8 protein-coding genes and 4 pseudogenes are annotated in these 22187 nt (G+C 55.5%); all 12 read left to right on the forward strand.

Going from position 1 to position 22187, the window contains the following annotated elements:
• On the forward strand, positions 1-2790 hold a 2790-nt coding region (locus QVO66_RS13580; protein WP_288172915.1), incomplete at its 5' end, for a SusC/RagA family TonB-linked outer membrane protein.
• Positions 2791-2839: 49 nt separating this feature from the next.
• On the forward strand, positions 2840-4351 hold the full coding sequence (locus QVO66_RS13585) for a RagB/SusD family nutrient uptake outer membrane protein (protein ID WP_021856050.1): 1512 nt from the start codon (positions 2840-2842) through the stop codon (positions 4349-4351).
• 15 nt (positions 4352-4366) lie between these two features.
• Positions 4367-5737: a hypothetical protein gene (locus QVO66_RS13590; RefSeq protein ID WP_021856051.1), complete on the forward strand. Its 1371-nt coding sequence runs from the start codon at positions 4367-4369 to the stop codon at positions 5735-5737.
• A 366-nt stretch (positions 5738-6103) separates the two neighbouring features.
• Positions 6104-7456: a family 16 glycosylhydrolase gene (locus QVO66_RS13595; RefSeq protein WP_021856053.1), complete on the forward strand. Its 1353-nt coding sequence runs from the start codon at positions 6104-6106 to the stop codon at positions 7454-7456.
• A gap of 44 nt (positions 7457-7500) precedes the next feature.
• Positions 7501-9741, forward strand: coding sequence for a glycoside hydrolase family 3 C-terminal domain-containing protein (locus QVO66_RS13600; protein ID WP_021856054.1), 2241 nt, complete (start codon positions 7501-7503; stop codon positions 9739-9741).
• A gap of 30 nt (positions 9742-9771) precedes the next feature.
• Positions 9772-12030 (forward strand): beta-glucosidase BglX, encoded by a 2259-nt coding sequence (gene bglX, locus QVO66_RS13605; protein ID WP_288172920.1) that lies wholly within the window; start codon positions 9772-9774, stop codon positions 12028-12030.
• Positions 12031-12157: 127 nt separating this feature from the next.
• A complete protein-coding gene (locus QVO66_RS13610) occupies positions 12158-13894 on the forward strand; it encodes an Npt1/Npt2 family nucleotide transporter (RefSeq protein ID WP_021856056.1) in 1737 nt (578 codons plus the stop codon).
• Positions 13895-14557: 663 nt separating this feature from the next.
• The gene (locus QVO66_RS13615; RefSeq protein ID WP_021856057.1) at positions 14558-16801 is read left to right on the forward strand and encodes a glycoside hydrolase family 31 protein; all 2244 of its coding nucleotides are present in this window, start codon (positions 14558-14560) and stop codon (positions 16799-16801) included.
• A gap of 403 nt (positions 16802-17204) precedes the next feature.
• A pseudogene (locus tag QVO66_RS13690) lies at positions 17205-18263 on the forward strand (corrinoid protein); the annotation flags it as partial.
• A pseudogene (locus QVO66_RS13695) lies at positions 18243-19379 on the forward strand (homocysteine S-methyltransferase family protein); the annotation flags it as partial. The pseudogenes QVO66_RS13690 and QVO66_RS13695, both read left to right, overlap by 21 nt.
• A 243-nt stretch (positions 19380-19622) precedes the next feature.
• Positions 19623-20246: pseudogene (locus QVO66_RS13700) on the forward strand (corrinoid protein); the annotation flags it as partial.
• A 248-nt stretch (positions 20247-20494) separates the two neighbouring features.
• A pseudogene (locus QVO66_RS13625) lies at positions 20495-22133 on the forward strand (sodium:solute symporter).
• Positions 22134-22187: the final 54 nt, after the last annotated feature.

Below are 22187 nucleotides of genomic sequence, written 5' to 3' on the forward strand. Positions count from 1 at the left end.
GGGACGGTAGCAATAGCCAAGGTTTCGGCCGACGACCTGGCTGCCACGGCACCCGTGCGCATGGACAACGCCCTGAAGGGACTCGCTGCCGGCGTTACCGTAACGTCGTCTTCAGGTCAGCCGGGAGCCGCAGCGCAGATACGTGTGCGCGGTATCGGCACCATCAACAACTCTGACCCGCTCTACATCGTAGACGGAATGCCTATCACCGGCGGACTCGACTACCTCAACCCGAGCGACATCGAGAGCATCGAGGTGCTCAAGGACGCAGCTTCGGGCGCAATATATGGTGCGCGTGCTGCCAATGGTGTTATTCTCGTTACAACCAAGAGCGGCAAGATAGGCAAGACACGCGTCAACTACAACTTCTCTTACGGATGGCAGAACCCGTGGAGAAAGCGCGACGTGCTCAACGCAACCGACTATGCCATAATGATGAACGAAGGACGCATCAACTCAGGACAGGCTCCTCTCTACAGCGATCCTTACTCTTACGGCGAAGGAACAGACTGGCAGGAAGAGCTCTTCAACGACAATGCGCCCGTGTCAAACCACGAACTCACGGTGAGCGGTGCATCTGAAAAGCTCAACTACTACCTCTCTCTCGGATACTACACACAGGAAGGTATCATCGGCGGCGACTACGACCGCTCTAACTATAACCGTCTGACCCTGCGCAGCAACACCAAATATACTCTCTTCGACGAGAGCAAGACGCGCAACTGGCTCAACAAACTCGACATCACGGTCAACCTCTCTTATGCACGCGTTAAGAGCAAGAGCATCGACGCCAACTCGCAGTGGGGCTCACCGCTGGGCAGCGCCCTGGCCATGTCGCCTATCCTCACGCCTACCCTTACAGGCGAGGCTGCCGACGCACAGAACGACAAATATGCCGGAACGGCAGGCTATGTGCCCATGTATGACAAGAACGGCAACCTCTATACTCTTGCCGGTCCTGACTACAACGAGATGACTAACCCGCTGCAGAACCTCTCTCTGCCGGGCGCAGCCAACTGGTCGCATAAGTTTGTTGCCAACTTCATAGGCGAGCTGCAGATATGGGACGGACTGAAGTTCCGCACATCTTACAGCGCCGACATGTCGTTCTGGGGCAACGAGTCGTACACTCCTATATACTATCTCCGCGCCAACCAGTTCAGCGAATTCTCTAAAGCATCGTCTGAAAGCGACCGCGGCACGGTATGGCAGATTGAAAACGTGCTGACATACGACAAGACAATAGGCGACCACACATTCAACGTCGTGCTCGGACAGAGTGCGCTGAAGAACACAGGCTGGACTCTCGGAGGAAGCCGCAACTACCTCATTGACATCAACAAGCCTTACATCGACTATGCCAACGGACTTGCCGAAAACGGCGACCAGACCGTCTACGGCGGATATGCAGAGCCTTACACAATGGCATCTATGTTCGCCCGACTGAGCTACAACTACGCTGAGCGCTACATGGTGCAGGCCACTGTACGCCGCGACGGCAGCTCACGCTTCGGCGCCAACAACAGATACGCCACATTCCCGTCGTTCTCTCTCGGATGGAACGTAACCAACGAACCTTTCATGCAGAACCGTCCCGACTGGCTGTCTAACCTCAAGGTGCGCGTAAGCTGGGGTAAAAACGGTAACGACAACATCGGTAACTTCCAGTATCTGTCGCTCACATCTGTCAACAACAACTACATCTTCGGACGCGACGAGGCCGTAACCAACGGTATAAAGGCAAGCATCATTCCTAACCCAGACCTGAAATGGGAGGAATCAGAGCAGACAGACATCGGTCTCGACTTCGGCTTCTTCAACAACGCCCTTACCTTCACGGTAGACTATTACAAGAAAAAGACCAACGGCATGCTCATGACTCTCTCTATACCTTCATACGTCGGAGAGAACAAACCTTACGGAAACGTGGGCGACATGGAGAACAGCGGAGTTGAGTTTGAGGCAGGATACAAGTTCAATGTTGCCGACGCTCACTTCAGCCTGAAGGGCAACGCCTCTTATCTTAAGAACAAACTGATAAAGCTCGGCAACGACACCGGCTTTGCCAACTACGACAGTTTCCAGACAGCAGGCACGATAACACGCGGTGAGAACGGACAGCCGTTCCCGTTCTTCTACGGCTACAAGACCGCAGGAATATTCCAGACACAGGAGGAAGTCAACTCTTATGTCAACGACAAAGGCGAACTCATACAGCCGGATGCCAAACCCGGATACGTAAGATTTGTCGACATTGACGGCGACGGAGCCATCACTGCCAACGACCAGACCAAGATCGGAAAGGGAATGCCCGACTGGACATTCGGTATAAGCCTCAACGCTGAGTGGCGCGGATTCGACTTCAGCATGATGTGGCAGGGCGTTGCAGGCGCCGACGTGTTCGACGCTACACGACGTGTGGACATCGCTGCATCTAACCTTCCTTCATGGATGCTGAGCCGCTGGACAGGTCCGGGCACATCAAACAAGTATCCTATGTTCATACTCGGCGACAACGTAAACTGGGTTTCATCAGACCTCTATGTTCATGACGCCTCTTACTTCCGTCTGAAGAACATACAGCTGGGCTACACTCTGCCGCAAAGCCTCACACGAAAGGCATTCATCGAGAAACTGCGCGTGTATGTCGCAGCCGAGAACCTGATAACGTTTACAAAATACTGGGGCTTCGACCCTGAGGTTGCATCAAGCGGAACATCTCTCGGAGTTGACTATGGCGTATATCCGCAGGCACGCGTATTCACCGTAGGTCTTAACCTGAGCTTCTGATAAAGATACTGACTTATAAATCTTTAAATAAACGAAAAAACGACATATCATGAAATCTAAAATATTGTTTGCATTCGGAATGCTTTCAGTGTTCACCCTGTCAGGATGTAGCGACGACTTTCTTGACCTGACACCTCCTACCGACACAGTGGGTGAATACTTCAACACACAGGAGCACGTTGAGGAGGCTCTGGTGGCTGCATACAATCCTCTGCAGTGGCCCGACTGGGGCAACGGCTACTATTGCCCAATCAACCTGATGAGCGACATCATGGCCGACGACATCTGGGTGGGCGGCTCGAGCAAGACCGACAACCAGTTCTGGCACCTCATGATGAACTTTGAGGCGCTGCCAAACCAGACTCCCGCAGGCTTGTGGACCGACGAATATTCAGGCGTCAAGCGCGCCAACGACGTGCTTAGCTACATCAACGACTCGCGCGACGAGCTGAGCCAGGACTTCATCGACAAGGCTTCGGCAGAGGCACGCGTGCTGAGAGCCTACTATTATAATAACCTCTGGAAGTTCTGGGGCAACATTCCTTTCTTCACGGACAATCTTGAGGCAATGCCATACACGGCTCCGCAGCTGAAGGCCGACGAGGTTTACGAAAACGTAATAACCGACCTGAAGGACGTACTCGACAAGAACTTGCTGCCAATGAAGGCAGACGAGAGCGAGCTTGGCCGCGTGACACAGGCTATGGGATATATGCTCTACACCGAGATGGTGATGTATCAGAACGACGAGAGCAGATACGGACAGGCCCTGCAGTATATGAGAGACATGATAAGCAGCGGACTCTACGACCTGAACCCTGACTACGCAGCCCTTTGGAAGGAGTCGGGCGAATGGTGCCAGGAGTCGATATGGGAAATCAACTATAAGTCGGAGAATGCCATTCGCTCATACAGCAACCCGCTGGCTTCGGGCGGTACGGTGCTGCCAAGACTGATAAGCCCCAACCAATGGGTTGACGGCACAGCCGGAGTGGCAGGCGGATGGGGATTCTGTCCGGTGCGCACAGAGACATACGAGCGCTATGCAGGCAACGACACACGCCGCGACGCAACATGCTTCAATGCCGCTGCCAATGGCGAATACAACAAGCGCTATCAGGACACGGGCCTCTTCCTGGCTAAATATATTGCCACACCCGACGGCAACGCAGGACAGAAGGCCGACGCCGACCTCAACTTTAACAACAACCTGAGAGTTTACCGCTATGCTGAATGTCTGCTCAACGCTGCCGAACTGATACTGAAGACGGGCGGCGACCAGGCTGAGGCGCTGAGATATGTCAACCTGGTAAGACAGAGAGCGCACATAGCCACACTTGAAAGCGTGAGCGAAGACATAATAATAAGAGAGCGCCAGCTCGAGTTCGTGGGCGAAGGCAAACGCTACTGGGACCTCGTACGCACAGGCAAGGCACCTCAGGTGCTCGTTCACGACGAGTATGGCTACCGCACAAACACATGGTCTGAGAGCAAGAAATATCTGCCGATACCTGACACTGAGATGTCGTCAGACCCGAACCTTAAACAAAACGATTATTAAAAAAAGATGAAAGCTATGAACAAGACATATAAAATATTTGGGAGCGCGCTGATGATGCTGGGCCTCACTCTCGGCTCATGCTCACCCGAAAGCTTTGAGGGTGCCGACCCCAACGGACTGCCCGACGCTGCAGCGTATGAGGAGTTTGTACACGTAACGGTTAATCAGGAGACCAACTATGCCGTGTTCTCATTCGACGAGCAGCCCGGCGTGACACCTGTATGGATTATAGACGGAACTAAATACTCTACCGCAACGGTTGACTCTCAGTTCTACCGCAAGGCAGGCGACTACACCGTTGCGCTGCAGATAAGAAACCGCAACGGCATGAGCGACGGCCAGATAACTCGCACATTCCACATTGACAAGACAAGAATAAGCGGCTTCGGCGGATTCAAGGAGGACAGCGAATTCAACATGTGGCGCAAGGCCAACATCGGCGATCCGTCGTTCTATTATGCTCCGGGATGGACACAGACAAACGATCCTACCTGTGTCAAGAACGGCTATGACTATAGCATAACTCTGCCTTCAGCCACTTCAGAGAGATGGCAGGCTCAGATGTTCCTCGAAACCGACATGGCCACATCGGCAGACAAGACATATGATTTCTCCGTCATACTGACTTCAAGCACCGATCATCCTGCTGTCATGGTGAAACTTGTTGACGCAAGCGACGACAACGTGTTCTACTTTGCCGAGGAAGTCGAGCTGAAGGCCGGCGAACCTAAGTGTTTCTGGAAGAGCGACATGGCAGGACTCGACATCAGCAAGCTGAAACTTGTGTTCGACTTCGGCGGAAATGCTGCCAACACGAGCATCAACATTGAGAGCCTCGTGCTGAAAGACCATGCCAACGACGACGGAACAGTGCTGCCGGAGGTTGACACCGACGACACCGTATATGACTATGACGCTGAGACGAACCTGTGGAAACCGGTTGACGACAACGGCGCATTCACCACAGAATTCTACTATGCACCGGGATGGAGCCAGATAGCCGACCCGGCGTTCACAGCCAGCAACGGCACATACACGGTGGTTCTGCCCGAGGCTACATTTGAGCAGTGGCAGGCACAGGTGAAGCTCCACACAGACATCTCGGCCGAAGCAGGCGTTAAATACGACTTCTGCTGCACGCTGCACGCATCTGCTGCGACAAAGGGTGTTACGGTGAAGCTTACCGACAGCGCATCAGACGACAACTATCTGTTCATGAAGAAGGTTGACCTCGACGCCGATGCCGACTACACGCTGAAGGTTCCGGCAAGCGTGATGGCTACAGGTGCTGCCGACAAACTGACTCTCGTGGTCGACTACGGAGGCAATCCGGCTGGTCTGACGGCATCTATAAGCAAGATAGTTCTGCAGAAAACAATAGAATAATCCTTTTCATATTCCGGCGGAAAGGGCCCTTGGCTCTTGCCCGCCGGGACTTTTCTTTTACTCGTTTCTAAATTAATTTTTTTACCTTTCGATGCTTGTCGCAGACATATCCCACACCGCCGTAAAGGCCGCACAGCACCCACGCAAGGCACGCCTGCGGGGAGCTTGGGGAGCGTCTGCGGCAGCTTTATTTGCAAAAGACCGCAAATGAGGTTCCAAAAGGCCACCTTTTACAGGCTAAAAGGCCGTCTTTTGGAAGCCAAAAGGGCACCTTTTGCAACGCATTGAGGGTCAAGGCGTTACGCAGCCGTGCAAAACCAATGCGGCACAGGGCTGTAAATGCGAAAGAAAGACATCATCATGGATATGAAGAAATATATTTTTGTTACAATATTTTCCGTGTTCGCCCTCACGTCGTCGAGCTGCAGCAACAGCGACGACGACGGTCAGGCTGAGGCCGGCATATCGGTAAAGTGCTCGTCCGAAGAGATAACGGCTGGCGCAGCCGGAGGAACATTCAGCATAGACGTAACGTCTACCGGCAAGGGATGGACAGCCTACACGCCCGACACATGGATGAGCCTCAGCCTCGACGGCACCACGGCTGACAAGGGAACCATCAAGCTCAGCGTCAGCGCCAACAAGGGCACGGAGGCACGCTCGGGCATGGTGGTGGTGCGCTCGGGCACTGTGCGCGACACGGTGAAGGTAAGTCAGACCGCCACGATAGGCGTTGCCGAAACTTCGGTCTATGCCCCTTCTGCCGGCGGAACGTTCAGCATTGATGTGAGTTCGAACGGCAACTTCACGGCATCTGCCGACGTGGCATGGATTAAGACCACAGCCGCGGCAGGAGCGGTGAGCATAGAAGTGGAGCCGAGCAACGAACTGAAGTCGCGCTCGGGCATCGTTACCGTAGCCTCATCCGAAGGTTCTCAGCAGATAAGCGTAGTGCAGGAGTCGGCGCCCGACAACAACATCAGCGTGCCCGAAGGCTACCGCCTGGTGTGGAACGACGAGTTTGACCAAGGCACAACGCTCAACACCGCATGGTGGACTCACGAGGAGCAGGGCCCGGGATGGGTAAACAACGAGCTGCAGACCTATGTGGACGGACAGGCTGCAGGCCGCCGCGTAACCGAGATTGCCGACGGAAAGCTCAGCATCAACTGCTTCAAGGCAGGCTCTGCGATATACTCAGGACGAGTATATGCCAACGTGTCGACAGGCTGGAAATACGGATGGTTTGAGGCACGCATAAAGCTTCCCAAGGGCAAAGGCACGTGGCCTGCCTTCTGGATGATGCCTGCGGGCAACGACTTCGCCACAAACCCGTGGCCGCGCTGCGGCGAGATAGACATCATGGAGGAAGTGGGAGCCGACCCGGGCGACGTGTCGTCGACCATACACTGCCAGAAATACAACAACACGGGCACTGCCATAGAGCATGCGACGCTGCACGTTGCCGACGCCGAAGACGAGTTCCACGTGTATGCCTGCGAGTGGACGCCCGACCATCTGAAGTTTTATGTCGACGGCAAGATGATTCTCGACTATGCCAACGACGGCTCAGGCGTTGAGGCATGGCCCTTCGACAAGCCCTTCTACATCATCCTCAACCTTGCGTGGGGAGGCGACTGGGGCGGATACAAGGGCACCGACGACAGTGCACTGCCAACGACTATGAAGGTCGACTACGTGCGCGTGTTCCAGAAGTAGCCCTCATACACATCACATAATGAAACTAAAAACACTTACATAACATGAAAATCTTTATTAAATCCATACCGGCCCTGCTCCTCGGCGTATGCTCAATGAGCGCCGCCGCACAGGGCACGCCGGTGTATCTCGATGAGACCAAACCCATTGAAGAGAGAGTGGAAGACGCCCTAAAGCGCATGACGCTCGACGAGAAGATTGCCGTAATCCACGCTCAGAGCAAGTTCAGCTCGCCCGGAGTGAAGCGTCTGGGCATACCGGAGTTCTGGACCGACGACGGCCCTCACGGCGTGCGCCCCGACGTGCTGTGGGACAAATGGGAGCAGGCAGGCCAGACCAACGACTCGTGCGTGGCATTTCCGGCGCTAACGTGCCTTGCCGCCACATGGAATCCGGCCATAAGCCGCATCTACGGCGAAAGCCTCGGCGAGGAGGCTCTCTATCGCCGCAAGGACATGATTCTCGGCCCCGGCGTCAACATCTACCGCACTCCGCTGGGCGGACGCAACTTTGAATACATGGGCGAAGACCCCTATCTCGCCTCACGCATGGTGGTGCCCTACATCCAGGGCATGCAGTCAAAGGGCGTGGCAGCCTGCGTTAAGCACTTCGCTCTCAACAACGACGAGGAATACCGGCATCAGGTAAACGTCATAGTTGACGACCGTGCGCTCCACGAAATTTATCTTCCTGCCTTCAAGGCTGCCGTAACCGAGGCCGGAGTGTGGGGCATAATGGGTGCCTACAACATGTACAAGAATCAGCACAACTGCCACAACCAGTGGCTGCTCAACGACATACTGAAGGGCCGGTGGCGCTTCGACGGCGTGGTGGTATCCGACTGGGGCGGCGCACACGACACCCGTCAGGCCGTTGAGAACGGACTCGACATGGAGTTCGGCACATGGACCGACGGCCTTGCCTTCGGCACTTCAGACGCCTACGACAACTATTATCTGGCTTCGCCTTACCGCAAACTGATACAGGACGGCACCTACACGGAGAAGGAACTCAACGACAAGGTCAGACGTGTGCTGCGCCTTTTCTTCCGCACCAACATGAACCGCAACCGCCAGTTTGGCTCGCTCTGCTCTGAAGCTCACTACGACGCCGCACGCAAAATAGCCGCCGAAGGCATCGTGCTGCTGCAGAACAAAGGCCGCGTGCTGCCCATCGACACGCTGAAGGCACGCCGCGTGCTCGTCGTCGGCGAGAATGCCATCAAGATGATGACCGTAGGCGGCGGCAGCTCTTCGCTCAAGGCGCAGCATGAGGAACTGCCTCTCGACGGTCTGAAGGCTTGTCTCGAAGGCATGAACATCGAGGTTGACTATGCCCGCGGATATGTTGGCGACATCACAGGCGAGTACAACGGCGTGACCACAGGACAGCAACTTGCTGACAGCCGCTCGCCCGAAGAGCTTATAGCCGAGGCCGTAGACAAGGCGCGCAAGGCCGACTACGTGGTGTTCTTCGGCGGACTCAACAAGAGCGACTACCAGGATGCCGAGGGCCACGACCGCAAGTCTTTCGCCCTGCCCTATGATCAAGACAAGGTGGTGGAGGCTCTTGCCAAGGCCAACAAGCGTCTGATATTCGTCAACATATCGGGCAACGCCGTGGCAATGCCGTGGAAGAGTTCGGTGCCCGCAATAGTTCAGGGCTGGTTCCTCGGCTCAACGGCAGGCCATGCTCTTGCCGACGTGCTGACAGGACGCACCAACCCGTCGGGCAAACTGCCCTTCACATGGCCGGCATCGCTCAACGATGTGGGTGCGCACAAGCTCAACACATATCCCGGAACATGGCGCGCCGACAAGAAAATCATTGACGAAGAGTATAAGGAAGGCATCTTTGTGGGCTACCGCTGGGCTGACAAGGAGAAGACAAAGCCGCTCTTTGCCTTCGGACACGGCGAGAGCTACACGAGCTTCAAGATAGGCAAGGCAAAGGCAAGTGCCGCAAGCATCACCACAGCCGACAGCCTTTCGTTCACCGTCAGCGTCACCAACACGGGCAAGGTGGCAGGCTCTGAGACGGTGCAACTCTACATTCACGACTGCGAGTCGTCGCTTCCGCGCCCCTACAAGGAGCTTAAAGGATTCAAGAAAGTTTATCTCCAACCGGGCGAAACCAAGAAAGTAACCATAACAATAGGCAAAGACGCCCTCAGCTTCTACGACGACAAGGCTGCCAGCTGGACCGCAGAGCCTGGACAGTTTGAGGCTCTCGTGGGCAACGCTTCAGACAATATTGTGAGCAAAGTAGCGTTTACTCTGAAATAGTCATTGACATCTAAAGACATAAATCATATGATGAAAATAAGCAAAATACTGACAACTGCGGCGGCACTGCTGCTGACCGGGGCGGTGAGCGCGCAGAACCAGGAGATGGATAAGTTTGTTGACGGTCTCATGTCGCGCATGACTCTGCACGAGAAGATTGGTCAGCTTAACCTTCAGGTGGCAGGCGACATAACCACGGGACAGGCCCAGGACTCTGAAGTAAGCGGCAAGATAAAGGCCGGAGAGATTGGAGGCGTGTTCAACCTGAAGGGCGTCGACAAGATAAAAGCACTGCAGAAGCTGGCCGTTGAGAAGAGCCGGCTGGGCATTCCGCTGCTTGTGGGCATGGATGTGATACACGGATACGAGACGATATTCCCCATTCCGTTCGCGCTTTCATGCAGCTGGGACCTCAACGCCATAGAGCGTGCTGCCCAAATAGCCGCAAAGGAGGCCACTGCCGACGGCATCAACTGGGTGTTCAGCCCTATGGTAGACATCTGCATAGACGCCCGCTGGGGCCGCATATCTGAGGGAAACGGCGAAGATCCCTATCTCGGCTCACGCATAGCCGAGGCCATGATTCGCGGATATCAGGGCGACTACAGCAGCAACGCCAACGTTATGGCATGCCTGAAGCACTTCGCCCTGTATGGCGCCGTTGAGGCGGGACGCGACTATAACACCGTTGACATGAGTCGTCTGCGCATGTATAACCAGTATCTCGAGCCTTACCGCGCCGCCGTAAAGGCAGGAACGGGCAGCGTGATGACATCGTTCAACCTGGTTGACTATGTGCCGGCAACGGCCAACAAGTGGCTTCTTGAGGATGTGCTGCGCAACCAGTGGAAGTTCAACGGCTTCGTTGTTACCGACTACGGCTCAATAGGCGAGATGCTGAGCCACGGCGTTGGCGGTTCGCTGAAAGACTGTTCGGCAGCTGCCCTCAATGCCGGCACCGACATGGACATGTGCTCCATGGGATTCATCGGCACGCTGGAGCAGTCGGTAAAGGACGGAACGGTGAGCGAGGAAGCCATCAACAAGGCATGCCGCAGAGTGCTCGAGGCTAAATATAAGCTGGGACTCTTTGCCGATCCGTATAAATACTGCGACACGAAAAGACGCAAGCGCGACATCTTCACAGCCGAAAACCGCGCCGAAGCAAGGCGCATTGACGCCGAGACCTTTGTGCTGCTGAAGAACGACAAGTCGTTGCTGCCGCTGAAGAAGCAGGGCAAGATAGCGCTGATAGGCCCGCTGGCAGACACTCGCGCCAACATGGCGGGCACATGGTGCGTGGCCTACACTCCCGACAAATACCCGACGCTGAAGGAAGGAATGGAGCGCGCGCTGGCCGGAAAGGCTGAACTTCTGTATGCGCAGGGATGCAACCTGATGGCCGACTCGGCACGTCAGCGCGCGGCAGAGTTCGGCAAGAACATAACGAGAGGCGACGACGCACAACTCAAGGCAGAGGCTCTCGAGGCGGCACGAAAGGCCGACGTGATAGTGTGTGCCATGGGCGAGAGTGCCGACATGTCGGGCGAATGCTCGAGCCGCACGAGTCTTGTGCTGCCCGACGTTCAGCGCGAGCTGCTCGCCGAGCTTGTTAAGCTGGGCAAACCGGTGGTGATGCTCAACTTCTCGGGCCGTCCGACGGTGCTTACATGGGAACAAGAAAACGTTGACGCGATACTGAACGTATGGTTCGGAGGCAGCGAGGCAGCCGACGCTATATGCGACGTGGTGTTCGGCGACGTGGCTCCGAGCGGCCGTCTGACCATGACTTTCCCGCGCAACGAGGGCCAGATACCAATCTATTACAACCATCTCAACACGGGACGCCCCGTGCCCGAAGGCACAAAAGAGTTCCGCAAGTATGCCAGCAACTATCTCGACGAGGTGAACGACCCGCTCTACCCCTTCGGCTACGGCCTGAGCTACACGAGCTTCAGCTACGGCAAACTGAGCGTTACGGGCAGCGGACGCAACTTCAAGGCATCGGTGACGGTGAGCAACACGGGCAACTATGACGCCGACGAGGTGGTGCAGCTCTATGTGCGCGACCCCGTGGCATCCATCAGCCGGCCTGTAAAGGAACTGAAAGGCTTCAGCCGCATACACCTGAAGAAGGGCGAGAGCCGCACCGTTGAGTTCGACATCACCGAAGACGACCTGTCGTTCTACGACGCCGAAGGCCGCAAGGTGTTCGAGCCGGGCGAGTTTCATATCATGGCAGGCCACGACAGCCGCTCGCTGCAGAGCGTGACAATAACGGCAAAATAAAAAAAAACGGGCCGTAAATTTTGTGTGTTCGCAATATTGTCTTATCTTTGCAGGAAGAGATAAACCTATGTCTCACAGAACCTTACAAAGGCCGCGGAGGCATGTTCCGGCTAAGCATAAGACAGCGATGAGAAACATATTTTTACTTATTATATGGCTTGTTCCGGTGGTGGCGTCAGCTGATGCCGCACGCACGGACTCGGTTTACAGATGCATTGACGAGGCCATCGCCAATGCATCTGTTTATTTATCCAAGCGCGAGGCACGCATTGCAGGCCTCAAGCGGCAATTTGACAAGAGCCGCGGATATGCCGCGCGATATGCGGCAGCATTCAGAATATACAGGGAATACAAGGCTTTCGTGAACGACTCGGCCATAGCATGGCTCGGCAGGGCCGAACGGATGGCGCGCAGCCAGGGCGACATGATGAGCGCCAACCACTGCACTGCGCTGAGGGCCTTTCAGTGTTCAACGGCCGGAATGTATATGGAGTCGGACGAGCTGCTGGCCTCTATCAACACCGGAGAGCTAAACCGCGAAGGCAGGCTGGCATATTACGCCGCGCGCAACCATCTCTACAAGGAGCTGGGATTCTACACAAAGATAGGCAGACTGAAGGAAAACTATGGCCGGCTAGAAAGGATGTATGCCGACTCGCTGGCGGCACTGGCCGACAAGAACAGCGACATGTATCTGCAGCTGATGGAGATTGAGCGGTACAACAGCAACGACCCGGCCGGCGCGCTGCGCTACAACGACATGAGGATGAAGGGCGTAGACCGACAGTCGCACGAGTTCTCGATAATTGCCTACTACCGCTTTCTCGACTACAAGAGGATGAACGACACCGACAACTGGACCTACTGGCTGGCAATGTCGGCGCTGGGCGACATACGCAACGCCGTGATGGACCAGGGCGCGCTGTGGGAACTGGCCAACTATCTGAACACGACGGGCGACATGGCACGGTCGTATAAATACATAAACTTTGCCTGGAACTGCGCCGAGAAGTTCGGCACGAGGGTGAGAAGCAACCAGATCTCGCCCGTGCTCACATCCATAGACAGCAGCTATCAGACCATAATGCAGAAGCAGAAGGAGCGCCTCGTCATCATGGTGCTCGTGATAAGCCTCTTCGCCGTCTCGGTGCTTGTGCTGCTCATATATGTCAACAAGCAGCGCGGCAAGCTTAAGCTGACGCGCGACGAGCTCAGCCGCAAGAACAGGCAGCTGATGAAGCTCAACAAGGAGATGCAGCAGATAAACGAGAACCTGGACGAGAGCAACCGCCAGCTGACCGAGACCGACCGCCAGCTGCACAAGGCCATAGGCAGCCTGAACGAGTCGAACAGGGTGAAGGAGAAATACATCGGCCTGTTCCTCAGGCAGTGCTCTATATACATAGACAACATGGAGAGGATGAGAAAGGAGGTGCTGACGATGCTGAAGAACAAGCAGCACACGGAACTGATGAGCAAGATGAAGTCGCACGACTTCAGAGACCGCCAGCAGCAGGAGCTCTTCGACATATTCGACACCACGTTCATACACCTCTTCCCCACCTTTGTCGACGACTTCAACAAGCTGCTGCGCCCCGAGGAGCGCATACATCTCGACGACACGTCGCGCCTGAACACCGACATAAGGATATTCGCGCTGATACGCCTCGGCATCGACGACAGCTCAAAGATAGCCGAGTTTCTCCACTATTCGGTCAACACAATCTACAACTACCGCGCACGCATCAAGAACGGCGCGACATGCGGCAGAGACGAGTTTGAGAAGAAGGTGAAGGAGATAGGCGTGCCGCAGCACACGCAGACCGAAGGCGACGGCAAGTCTGAATCCGGCACGGCGCAATAATACATAACGCCATACTGGCAGCAATCGCACAAGGTACGGCGGCCTACAGCCCGACCATCGCATAACCCATTGACGCTCAATGCGTTGCAAAAGGTCATCTTTCAGCTTCTGAAAGGTGGCCTTTTAGCGTGCAATATGTGGTCTTTTGCAATGCGAAAGGGCACATATTGGAAAACCAGGGGGAAACACTTACCTATGACAAGGGCTGAAAATACTGAAACATTTGGGATAATCCTTTGCCGTTAAGGCTATTTTTCTTATTTTTGCAACATAGCTCCTGCACGCCCACGACAGGGCAACGGCTGCAGGACGGGCCGTAAGCAAACCGCACGCGGACACCCGGCTACGGCAACGGACAACACGATAATACGCAAACAACAATGGCCTGAGAGCGACGCTCGAACATTATGCCTTATGGCATAGTACAAAAACAACACTGCTGCGTCATATCTACAGCCACGGCAACTCATGCCGCCGCAGGCCGCAACGGCACACCGGCACGCAGCCGGCGCACAAAAGCCACACGGCCACAAGACAAAACCTGAAAAGCATAATAACAGAAGGCATAATTAGCACAGCCGCGCCCCCGGCCACGAAACACTAACGGCAAGGGGACGGAGGACTGAAAAAGCCGGCAAAAAACATATAAAAACAAACAAAAAAATGAAACCCACAAACTACCATCTTTTCGACTTTCTCGACTTCGACGTCAGCCTTAGCCGCAACGAGTCGCTATGGAAGGCATGCAAACCCTCGGCCGTGTTCGAGAACGACGGCGACATCTGCGTGCTCGTTCCGTTCCAGAAGCAGATACTGGCCAACGACATGGCAGCCGACACCGGCGTGCCGCGTGAGGAATATACGCTCATCATCAGACAGTATGAGCCAAAGATCCTGCGCCTGTTCATAGGCTTCGGCGAGGAGCAGATGACCGACGAGTCGGAGATGTTGCAGATGAGCGACAGGGTTAAGAAGACGCCGCTGAGCGTAAGCTTCGGCAACGGCCGATGGACCGTCACCGACCCCGAAGGCACCGTCAGGGCCGTTATCAACATACAGGAGCCCGAGCTCGACCGCTGGAGCACGCTGCTGCCCGACCCGCAGGAGACGCTCGACATAAGGCTATATCCCGACGGAAAGCGCGAGATACGCCTGGCCGCCTACGACCACTTCTCGCCTCCGCGCTACGACGCGCTGCCCATAGGCTTCTGCAAGCTTGACGGACAGAAGGAGCGCGCCACGATGTCGTTCGAGTGCAAGGCCGACGAATGTTTTGCCGGAACGGGCGAACGCTTCACCAAGATGGACCTCAGCGGACAGACGTTCTTCCTCAAGAACCAGGACGGACAGGGCGTAAACAACCGCCGCACATATAAGAACATTCCGTTCTACGTGTCGAGCCGCATGTACGGAGCATTCTATCACACCTGCGCACACAGCAAGCTGTCGCTCGCCGGAGTGTCAACGCGCTCGGTAGAGTTTCTCAGCGACCAAGCCATGCTCGACGTATTCCTCATCGGAGGCGACTCTATGGAGGAGATTATCCGCGGCTACCGCGACCTGACGGGCTACCCCTCGATGCCTCCCTTGTGGAGCTTCGGCGTGTGGATGAGCCGCATGACATACTTCAGCGCCGACGAGGTGAACGAAATTTGCGACCGCATGCGCCGCGAACACTATCCTTGCGACGTGATACACTTGGACACCGGCTGGTTTAAGACCGACTGGCTGTGCGAATGGAAGTTCAACGAAGAGCGCTTCCCCGACCCCGAAGGCTTCATCCGCGGCCTGAAGGACAAGGGCTACCGCGTAACTCTGTGGCAGCTGCCCTACGTGGCTGAGGATGCCGAACAGATTGACGAGGCGCGCAAGAACCACTATATCTGCACGCTGACAAAGCAGCAGGAGGGCGAAGGTTCTAACTTCTCGGCCCTCGACTACGCCGGAACAATCGACTTCACCGACCCCGCCGCCACCGAGTGGTACAAGGGTTTGCTGCGCCGTCTGCTGAACATGGGCGTGGCAGCGATAAAGACCGACTTCGGCGAAAACATCCACATGGATGCTATCTACAAGAACATGAAGCCCGAACTGCTCAACAATCTCTATGCGCTGCTGTATCAGAAGGCTGCCTATGAGGTTACCAAGGAGGTGACAGGCGACGGCATAGTATGGGCAAGAGCAGCCTGGGCGGGCTGCCAGCGCTATCCTCTGCACTGGGGAGGCGACTCCTGCAGCTCGTGGGACGGCATGGCAGGCTCGCTCAAGGGCGGACTTCACTTCGGTCTGTCGGGCTTTGCCTTCTGGAGCCACGACGTGCCCGGATTCCACACTCTGCCCAACTTCATGAACTCACGTGTACGTGATGACGTCTACGTCCGCTGGACTCAGTTCGGCGTCTTCTCGTCACACATCCGCTATCACGGCACCAACAAGCGCGAGCCTTGGCACTATCCTGCCATCGCCCCGATAGTGAAGAGATGGTGGCAGCTGCGCTATAAGCTCATACCTTACATCCTTCAGGAGAGCCAGAAGGCCGTAAGCGGCGGCTCAACGGTGCTCCAGGCACTGATATTCCACCACCCGGACGACCCCATGTGCTGGCATATCGACGACGAATATTACTTCGGCGACGACTTCCTCGTGGCTCCCGTGATGAACAGCGAAGGCCGCCGCGACGTCTACTTGCCTGAAGGCAACTGGGTAAACTTCTTCACCGGCGAGCGCTACAGCGGCGGAAAGTGGCTCAAAGACCTCAATGTGCCGCTCGAACTGATGCCCGTCTATGTGCGCGAAGGTGCCGAAATACCGGTTTATCCCGAACCTGTGGACTGCACGGACGACATGGACCTGAGCAAGACAGAATATATAAAGATTGACGGAAGGTTTGGAGGGATTGAGTGGTAATAGGTTAAATTGGTAGTTAAAGGAGTTAAAGTAGTTATCGCCGGCCGTGCCGGCTAGGAGTTAAAGCCATTAGTCTGAACGCTTATCGTCAATCTTACAATAAGTAAACAGACATTTAAGACAATAGCTTCTGCCATAAGCAGGAACGCAAAGCGATAACTTCTTTAACAACCCTAACCACCTGACAATCAGCAACAAAATAAAAAATATAGAGTCATTTGCCCGCAATGCCAATGGCTTTAGCCCTTAACCGGCACGGCCGGAGACAACATCTCAGACCTATCTAACCGCCTGACAATCAGCAATTAAATAAAAATATAAAGTCATTTACCAACAAGACAAATGACTTTAACTCCTAGCCGGCACGGCCGGCGATAACTCCTTTAACTACTATAACTACTTATTGAACATGTGGAAAAAGAATCTTGAAGAAACAAAACAGCGATACATACAATGGTGGAACCACAAAGGCATTGTGCTGAACATGTGGGAACACTTTCAGGAAGGCGTCAAGCCGCATGCCGATGTGCCTGCACCGCCAGCCCCGAAGGACCTCAACCAGAAATGGTTCGACCCGAAATGGCGCGCCGAATATCTCGACTGGTACGTGGCTCACAGCTGTCTGAAGGCTGACATGCTGCCCGTTGCAAACACACAGCTGGGCCCCGGCTCGCTCGCAGCTATCCTCGGAGGCGTGTTCGAGGGCGGAGAAGACACTATATGGATACACCCCGACCCTGACTTCACCGACGACATAAAGTTTAATCCGGAGCATCCCAACTGGCTGCTGCACAAGCAACTGCTGACAGAATGCAAGAAGAAGGCCAACGGCAACTATTATGTGGGCATGCCCGACCTCATGGAAGGCATGGACGTTCTGGCGGCTCTGAAGGGCACCGACAAAGTGCTGATGGACACAGTTACGCAGCCTGAGGTGCTGGAACGACAGATGCAGCAGATAAACGACATCTACTTCAAGGTGTTCGACGAGCTTTACGACATAGTGCGCGAGGGCGACGAGATGGCCTTCTGCTACTTCTCTTCGTGGGCACCGGGCAAGATGAGCAAGCTGCAGAGCGACATATCAACGATGATAAGCGTGGAAGACTACCGCCGCTTTGTGCAGCCGTTCATTCGCCAGCAGTGCCAGAAGATTGACTATACGCTGTACCACTTGGACGGCGTTGGCGCTCTTCATCATCTGCCGGCGCTGCTCGAGATTGAGGAACTCAACGCCATACAGTGGACGCCGGGCGTGGGAGAGCCACAGGGAGGCTCGCCAAAATGGTACGACCTGTACAAGAAGATACTGGCAGGAGGCAAGAGCATAATGGCATGCTGGGTAACGCTCGACGAGCTGCGGCCGCTGCTCGACAACATAGGAGGCAACGGAGTGCATATTGAGATGGACTTCCACAACGAGGACGAGGTGGAGAAAGCCATGCGCATCGTTGAGGAATATCAGGAAGACGAGGCCAAAAAGCCGCAGCAGGAGGACAACACCATACGCATAAACAGCGGCAAGAGCGACGCCGACAAGGAGGTGGAGGCTATAATAGAGAGCGCCGAGCGCGAATTCAAGGAGCTTACAGGAAAGGACGAAAAGGCTCCTGCCGACTGGCTCGACGGCTGCCCCATCGTATCGGCAGGACGCAACCGCATACTCGTTATCGACGGAGCCATGGGCACGATGATACAGAGCCGACGCCTCGGCGAGGCCGACTTCCGCGGCGAAAGGCTTGCAGGGCATGACGTGAACGTGAAGGGATGCAACGACCTGCTGTGCCTTACGCGCCCCGACGTCATTGAGGACATTCACCGGAAGTATCTCGAAGCCGGAGCAGACATCATCGAGACTAACACCTTCAACGCACAGCGCATATCCATGGCAGACTATCATCTGGAGAGCTTCTGCCGCGAGATAAACCTCGAGGCGTGCCGCATAGCGCGCAAGGCAGCCGACGAATTTACCGCCAAGACACCGCACAAGCCGCGCTTCGTGGCAGGTTCGATTGGTCCGACGAGCAAGACTTGCTCAATAACATCAGACACCACACAGCCGGGCTGGCATGCCTTCAGCTACGACACTCTGCGCGACGCCTACGCAGAACAGGCCGAAGCGCTGATTGAAGGCGGCGTCGACGCCCTGCTGATAGAGACGATATTCGACACAAAGAACGCGCAGGCGGCCATCGAGGCGGCACGCGGAGCAATGCGCAAGGCAGGCAAGCGTCTGCCGCTGATGCTGAGCTTCAGCATAGCCACTGCCGACGGACACAACATGCTGGGACAGAGCATCGGAGAGTTCCTCACATCCGTTGCCGGCAGCGACATCATGTCGGTTGGCGTAAACTGCTGTTCTGACGTAAGCCTTGCCGCCGACATGCTCGTACATCTCGGCAAGACTACGCCCTACATGATAAGCCTTTACCCCAACGCCGGCATGCCCGACGCCGAGGGACGCTACAGTCACACGCCCGAGATGCTGCAGCGCGAACTGTGGCCGCTGATAGAGTGGCACGTGCTCAACATCGTGGGAGGATGCTGCGGCACAACCGACATGCACATCAGAAAGCTTGCCGAAGCCGTGGTTCCCGCCGAAGGACTTGCCCTTTCGCCCCACCCTGCGCAACCATCTGATAATGAGGGCGTTGCAAAAGGTGGCCTTTTAGGCTCCAATATGCCGTCTTTTAGCGTGCAAAAGGTGGCCTTTGACAATGCAAAAGATGACCTTTCAGAAAACCACGGGCACGACCATGCCGCCGAACCCTGTGAATGCTGTGCGCCGAAGGCCGCAAACGAACCGTCGGCAAGCGACGAGATATTCGACGCCATACTGCAAGGCAACGCTGACAAGGCAGCCGAGGCGACGCAGAAGGCCGTAGACGCGGGCATGGCTCCGCAGGACATCATCAACAGTCAGATGATACGCGCCATGGGCGAGGTGGGCCAGCGCTTCCAGGACGGCAAGGCCTTTGTGCCCCAGCTGCTCATGGCAGGACGCGCCATGAAGGCCGCCCTCGTGCTGCTCAAGCCGCTCATGGCAGGCAAGGCAGACGTTACGATAGGCCGCGTGGTCATCGGAACGGTGAAGGGCGACCTGCACGACATAGGCAAGAACCTCGTTGCATCGATGCTCGAGGGCAGCGGCTTTGAGGTGATAAACATCGGCATCGACGTGCCGAGCGACAAGTTTGTAGAGGCTCTGAAGGACAACCACGCCGACATCCTGTGCATGAGCGCCCTGCTTACCACGACAATGACCTACATGAAGGACGTAATCAAGGCCGTGGAAGACGCCGGACTGCGCGACAAGGTGAAGATTATGGTGGGCGGAGCGCCCGTAAGCCAGGCCTTCGCCGACGAGATAGGAGCCGACGGATACAGCGACAATGCCAACGAAGCAGTGAAGGTGGCAAGGGAGCTGGTGAAGGGAAAAGAATAATATTTCAAGGAGTTAAAGGAGTTAGAGTAGTTAAAGGAGTTAAAGCCAAATGCCCTGCCGGTTATTAACAAGGCTAAATACGCCGGTCATTACATCATCTGCAGCGCATCGGCCTCATTACTCCCATAAGTCATACATCCCCCATAAAGCCGCCAACAGGCAACAAGGCTAATGACTTTAACTACTGAGCGGGCACAGCCCGCGATAACTCCTTTAACTACTATAATTACCAAATAAACAACATATCCATGAACTCACAATCATTACATGGCCTCGACTGGGGCATACTTATAGCATACTTCGTCATCCTGCTTGCCATCGGCATATGGGCAAGCACCAAGCGCAAGAAGGGCAGCAGCCTGTTTCTTGCCGAACATTCTCTGCGCTGGCACCACATAGGATTCTCCATGTGGGGCACCAACGTAGGCCCCTCTATGCTCATAGCGTCGGCAAGCGCCGGCTTCACCACGGGCGTCGTGTCGGGCAACTACGCATGGTACGCCTTCGTGTTCATAGCCCTGCTGGCCTTCGTCTTCGCCCCGCGCTATCTCGGCAGCAAGGTTTCCACCCTGCCCGAGTTTATGGGCCTGCGCTTCGGACAGTCCACACGCAACATGCTGGCGTGGTATACCATCGTCACGATACTCATCTCGTGGCTCGCGCTGACGCTCTTCGCGGGCGGCATAATCATACGCCAGGTGTTCGGCATACCCATGTGGATGTCGGCATTCCTGGTTCGGCATACCCGTGTGGATGTCGGCATCCCTGCTGCTCGGCATCTCCGCCTTCTTCACAATGCTCGGCGGACTGAAGGCCGTGGCCTACACCAACGTATATCAGATGGTGCTGCTCATACTCGTTTCGGCCACGCTGACCTTCGTAGGAATATACCGCCTCGGCGGCGACTCGTTCACCGGAGGCATCGCCGTGCTGGCCAATCCCGACATTGTGCCGTCTAATTACTGGAACCTCTTTCAGCCCAACAGCGACAAAGACTTCCCCTGGCTGCCCATTCTGCTGGGCTATCCCATAAGCGGACTGTGGTTCTGGTGTACCGACCAGTCGATGGTTCAGCCCGTACTGGCTGCCAAAGACCTCAGCGAAGGACAGAAGGGAGCTAACTTTACGGGCTGGCTGAAGATACTCGACGTGGCCATATACATCATCCCCGGCATCGTGTGCTTCGCCCTCTGGAAGACCGGTTTCTTCGGAAATATGACCATTGAGGCCGACAACGCCTACATGACTCTCGTGTCGAGCCTCTTCCCCGTGGGCATGGTTGGCCTTGTGCTGGCCGTTCTCACCGCCGCGCTCATCAGCACCATAGGCTCTGCGCTCAACGCCCTGAGCACGGTGTTCACGATGGACATCTACGTGAAGAACATCCGCCCGGAGGCCACGCAGAAGGAAATAATGCGCACAGGACGCATAATAACCGTCATAGGCGCACTGGTGTCGATAGTCATCACCGTGGCCGTTGACAACATAAAGGGCATGAACCTCTTCAACGTATTCCAGTCGGTGCTCAGCTTCATCGCACCACCTATGGCGGCAGTGTTCGTCATGGGCGTGTTCTGGAAGCGCTGCACGCCGCTCGCCGCCAACGTAACGCTCACCTTCGGAACCATCTTCAGCATCGGCTCGGGCATCCTTTACCTGTGGGTTATACCGGGAGCCACGGAGCAGGTGCACTTCATGATGCTGTCGTTCTACATCTTCGTAATCCTCATCATCAGCATGATTATCGTCAGCCTCAGCAACAAGCAGGCAACGGTAAGCCCCGAGATAGTGAAGCTGAGCGAAAAACCAAGGCGCACGGTTGTGGTGGCATGGACGCTGCTTGCCGTGGTTATGGTGGCTCTCTACATATTCTTCAACGGACACTGACAACAAAACTGAATTATGATACAGCAAAAAGCGCGGCAAGTCCGATATGGACTT

The sequence above is a fragment of the Prevotella sp. CAG:255 genome (assembly GCF_000431195.1).
Taxonomy (GTDB): domain Bacteria; phylum Bacteroidota; class Bacteroidia; order Bacteroidales; family Bacteroidaceae; genus Prevotella; species Prevotella rara.

Excerpts from the sequence above, each read along its gene's own strand:
- QVO66_RS13600 (WP_021856054.1), top strand. The coding sequence starts at position 7,501 with ATGAAAATCTTTATTAAATCCATACCGGCCCTGCTCCTCGGCGTATGC.
- QVO66_RS13590 (WP_021856051.1), top strand. The coding sequence starts at position 4,367 with ATGAACAAGACATATAAAATATTTGGGAGCGCGCTGATGATGCTGGGC.
- QVO66_RS13585 (WP_021856050.1), top strand. The coding sequence starts at position 2,840 with ATGAAATCTAAAATATTGTTTGCATTCGGAATGCTTTCAGTGTTCACC.
- QVO66_RS13610 (WP_021856056.1), top strand. The coding sequence starts at position 12,158 with ATGAGAAACATATTTTTACTTATTATATGGCTTGTTCCGGTGGTGGCG.
- bglX (WP_288172920.1), top strand. The coding sequence starts at position 9,772 with ATGAAAATAAGCAAAATACTGACAACTGCGGCGGCACTGCTGCTGACC.
- QVO66_RS13595 (WP_021856053.1), top strand. The coding sequence starts at position 6,104 with ATGAAGAAATATATTTTTGTTACAATATTTTCCGTGTTCGCCCTCACG.
- QVO66_RS13615 (WP_021856057.1), top strand. The coding sequence starts at position 14,558 with ATGAAACCCACAAACTACCATCTTTTCGACTTTCTCGACTTCGACGTC.